The organism is Phyllobacterium sp. P5_D12, assembly GCF_054049495.1.
Genome location: NZ_JBFUMG010000483.1, coordinates 1 through 3,390 on the forward strand (window position 1 = coordinate 1; position 3,390 = coordinate 3,390).

A 3,390-nucleotide genomic window follows, 5' to 3' on the forward strand; every position below is an offset into this window, starting at 1 on the left:
GCCAGTGACAGCGCGCGCGTTGATGGTAGGCTTTCCGACAAGCGAGCAAGCTGGCAAATGCGTCGCCGACATCATCGCTGGCGGGATCATTCCCGGCGGTATGGAAATGATGGACCGTCCGGCGATTCACGCGGCCGAAGACTTCGTCCATGCCGGTTATCCGCTTGATGTGGAGGCGCTGCTGATTATCGAACTTGATGGCCCGGTGGTAGAGGTCGATCATCTGATCAGCATGGTAGAAGCCATTGCTTACAAAAACGGTGCGTCGACGTGCGTTATTTCGCAAAACGAAGAGGAACGCATGGCGTTCTGGGCCGGCCGCAAGGCGGCGTTCCCTGCGGTTGGGCGCATTTCGCCGGACTATCTCTGCATGGACGGCACGATCCCGCGTAAGGAGCTGCCGAAAGTGCTGGCCGGTATGCGCGAACTTTCGGAAAAATACGGCCTTCGCGTTGCCAACGTCTTTCACGCAGGCGACGGCAATCTGCATCCGCTTATTCTCTACGATGCGAATATTCCGGAAGAACTGCACAAGGCGGAGGATTTTGGCGCCGATATTCTACGACTCTGTGTCAAAGTTGGCGGCGTGTTGACGGGCGAGCATGGCGTCGGTGTAGAAAAGCGTGAACTGATGCCGGAAATGTTCAACGAAATCGATCTCAACCAGCAGATCAGGGTCAAATGCGCTTTTGATGACAAGCACCTGCTCAATCCGGGCAAAGTGTTTCCGCAATTGCATCGCTGTGCCGAACTTGGCCGTATGCATGTGCATCGCGGGCAGGTGCCATTCCCCGAAATTCCGAGATTCTGAGTGACCATATTTACTCCCAAGACCRAGGACGAAATCGTCGAGACTGTCCAATGGGCGCTTTCTGAGAACGCGCCAGTTGRAGTCGTCGGACATGGCTCCAAACGCAATCTCGGCCGTCCACTGCAGACGGAGCACACCATCGCGCTATCGGAATACTCCGGAGTAACACTCTACGAGCCCGACGAACTTGTGCTGAGCGCAAAAGCAGGCACGTCGATTGTCGAGCTCGAGACACTGCTTGCGGAGAACGGCCAGGCATTTCAGTTCGAACCAATGGATTATGGGCCTCTTCTGGGGCAAGCCGCGGGGCAGGGCAGTCTGGGTGGATTGCTTGCCACCAATTTATGCGGGCCCCGCCGTCTGAAATCAGGCTCGGCACGCGACCATGTTTTGGGAGTGCGCGTCGTTTCAGGCCGCGGCGAACTGTTCAAATCTGGCGGGCGCGTCGTCAAGAACGTGACCGGCTATGATTTGTCGAAAGGTATGGCCAATTCGTGGGGTACGCTTGGCATCGCCACTGAAATAACCTTCAAGGTCCTGCCCGCTCCGGAAACCGAAACCACGCTAGTGGTGCGTGGTCTTGCCGATGACGAAGCGGCGCGCGCCATGGCAATTGCCATGGGATCGAGCGGTGAGGTGGCTTCCGCAGCGCATCTTCCTGTCAATGTATCCGGACGCGTCGTCGACGGCGCTCTCAAGGGTGACGCATCGACGTTGCTACGGCTTGAAGGTTTTGCGCCCTCGGTCAACGATCGCGCGGCAATGCTCAAAGGTCTATTGGCGTCGGCGGGCACTATTGCAGACATTTCAGGCGATACTTCGCGTAAACTCTGGCAGGAGGTCCGTGATGTCATCCCCTTTGCTGACGGCACGGAGCAACCTGTATGGCGCGTGTCGATGGTGCCAATGGAGGCCTATAAACTCGTCGCATCCTTACGCATGGGCGCCGCTGTCGATGCCTTTTATGATTGGCAGGGCGGGCTTGTGTGGTTGCGCATGGAAGGCGAACCCGAAGCGGAGGCTGTACGTGCCCTCATCAAGAAATATGGCGGAGGTCATGCAACTCTCGTTCGCGCATCGACGAGCGTGCGCGCGGCATTGCCGGTGTTCGAGCCGCAACCTGCGCCCTTGGCAGCGTTGTCGAAGCGGCTCAAGCAGCAATTCGACCCGAGCGGAATACTAAACCCGGGCCGCATGGTCGCAGGAGTATAAACGTGCAGACAAATTTCACTCCCGAGCAGTTGCTGGATCCCGGTGTCGAAGAATCCGAGAAGATCCTGCGCAAATGTGTGCATTGTGGCTTCTGCACCGCGACTTGCCCGACTTATGTGACACTCGGCAACGAACTCGACAGCCCGCGTGGACGCATCTACCTGATCAAGGACATGCTGGAAAACGGCCGTGCGGCTGATGAGCAGGTCGTCAAGCACATCGATCGCTGCCTGTCATGCCTTGCCTGCATGACGACCTGTCCTTCCGGCGTGAATTACATGCATCTGGTCGATAACGCCCGCGCGCATATCGAGAAGACCTATAAACGCCCGATGATGAACAGGCTGACGCGTGCTCTCCTGGCGTTTGTCTTGCCTTATCCGGGACGCTTTCGCCTTGCTCTCACCGCAACAAAGCTGGGCCGTCCGCTTGCTCCGCTGTTCAAATCGATCGCCGCGCTGAAGCCGATGGCGGCGATGCTCGAACTCGCGCCCAAATCTATCCCAGCGAAATCGCGCTTTGCCGAGCCGGGTTCGCATGCACCTGAGACATCGAAAAAGGGCAGGGTTGCTATACTCACGGGCTGCGCCCAGCCGGTGCTGAGGCCCGGTATAAACGAGGCGACAATCCGGCTTTTGACCCGGTTTGGTATCGAAGTCGTGGTGCCACGGGGCGAAGGGTGCTGTGGCTCGCTTGTGCACCATATGGGCCGCGAAGAAGAGGCACTTGAGAATGCCCGTCGCAATGTTGATGTCTGGATCCGCGAGCTTGATGCAGGTGGCCTTGATGCCATCGTGATTACCGCGTCCGGTTGCGGCACGACGATCAAGGATTATGGCTACATGCTTCGCCTCGATCCCGACTACAAGGACAAGGCTGCCCGTGTATCTGCCTTGGCCAAGGACATTACCGAATATCTGGCGGCCTTGACCCTGCCTGCACTGGAAGAGCCTGCTGGTATTAGCGTTGCGTATCATTCCGCTTGTTCCATGCAGCATGGGCAGAAGATCACGCGCCAACCCAAGGACTTGCTGAGGACCGCCGGCTTTGTCGTCAAGGATCCAGCCGAAGGGCATCTTTGCTGCGGCTCGGCCGGGACCTACAATATCATGCAGCCGGAGATCGCTCGCACCCTGCGGGATCGTAAGGTGAGGAACATTGAAGCGACCGGCGCCAGCATCATTGCCACCGGAAATATCGGGTGCATCACCCAGATTGCCAGCGGTTCGAAATTGCCCATCGTCCACACTGTTGAGTTGCTGGACTGGGCCTATGGCGGACCCCGGCCTGAAGGTGTGCCGGCGCCAAAATCATTCCTCCAAGCAGCAGAATAAATGCAGAATAAATAAAGAGGGCAGGGATTCAAG

3 protein-coding genes are annotated in these 3,390 nt (G+C 57.7%); all 3 read left to right on the top strand.

The genetic code is table 11. The annotated features are described in order from the left end of the window. Window positions 1–811 (top strand): FAD-linked oxidase C-terminal domain-containing protein (locus ACXJ5O_RS22185; RefSeq protein ID WP_457301782.1); only part of this gene is annotated, 811 nt, incomplete at its 5' end. Continuing rightward, on the top strand, window positions 812–2,023 hold the full coding sequence (glcE, locus tag ACXJ5O_RS22190) for a glycolate oxidase subunit GlcE (RefSeq protein ID WP_457301783.1): 1,212 nt from the start codon (window positions 812–814) through the stop codon (window positions 2,021–2,023). A gap of 2 nt (window positions 2,024–2,025) precedes the next feature. Beyond that, window positions 2,026–3,357, top strand: a complete 1,332-nt coding sequence (gene glcF, locus ACXJ5O_RS22195; RefSeq protein ID WP_457301784.1) for a glycolate oxidase subunit GlcF — start codon at window positions 2,026–2,028, stop codon at window positions 3,355–3,357. Window positions 3,358–3,390 lie beyond the last annotated feature (33 nt).